The sequence below is a fragment of the Bartonella sp. AD328YNZD genome (assembly GCF_042196425.1).
Genome location: NZ_JBHIQG010000916.1, coordinates 1 through 505 on the forward strand (window position 1 = coordinate 1; position 505 = coordinate 505).

The 505-nt window shown below is 32.1% G+C and carries 1 protein-coding gene; it reads left to right on the top strand.

Annotation, left to right across the window (positions count from 1 at the left end; all coding sequences use genetic code 11):
- Positions 1 to 189, top strand: a 189-nt coding sequence (locus tag ACFIO3_RS15735) for a DUF454 family protein (protein WP_375704845.1), incomplete at its 5' end; no start/stop codon positions are given.
- Between the last annotated feature and the right edge of the window lie 316 nt (positions 190 to 505).

Below are 505 nucleotides of genomic sequence, written 5' to 3' on the forward strand. Positions count from 1 at the left end.
CCCCCTATTAAGCGATGGGAAGAAAAAAAAGCAATCTCTCCATTCGTTAAAGTTTTTGCAATGATGAGTATGACAGGTGGTTTTTTATCCTTTTTCTTGATGATACATCCTCCTTTATGGTTTTCTTTATTCACTGGGGTTATATTATTGTTGATTGCTGTTTATATTGTAACGCGTCCATCTTCATAATGATGGCAAATACTTTATGAGATGCTCTTTTTAACTTTGACTTATTTGTAAAAACTATTGAGAGAGCGGCTTTTCAAGTTTTAGATATTACCTCTCCATATCCAAGATACCTATGAAATAACAAGCTTTTTTAAAGAAACTAATCAATTGTAGCTAGCCAGCAGGTTTTGTATATTTTGCCACTCGGTTTTGTACCAATTTATTTTTTTCAAAGTTTTTCTAAGATTCGTAATTTCTTATGAATCATCCATTGGATTGGGAGCTTAGATCTAAGATAATAATTTTTAACTTATACGGATTTTTTACAGCCCCCGTA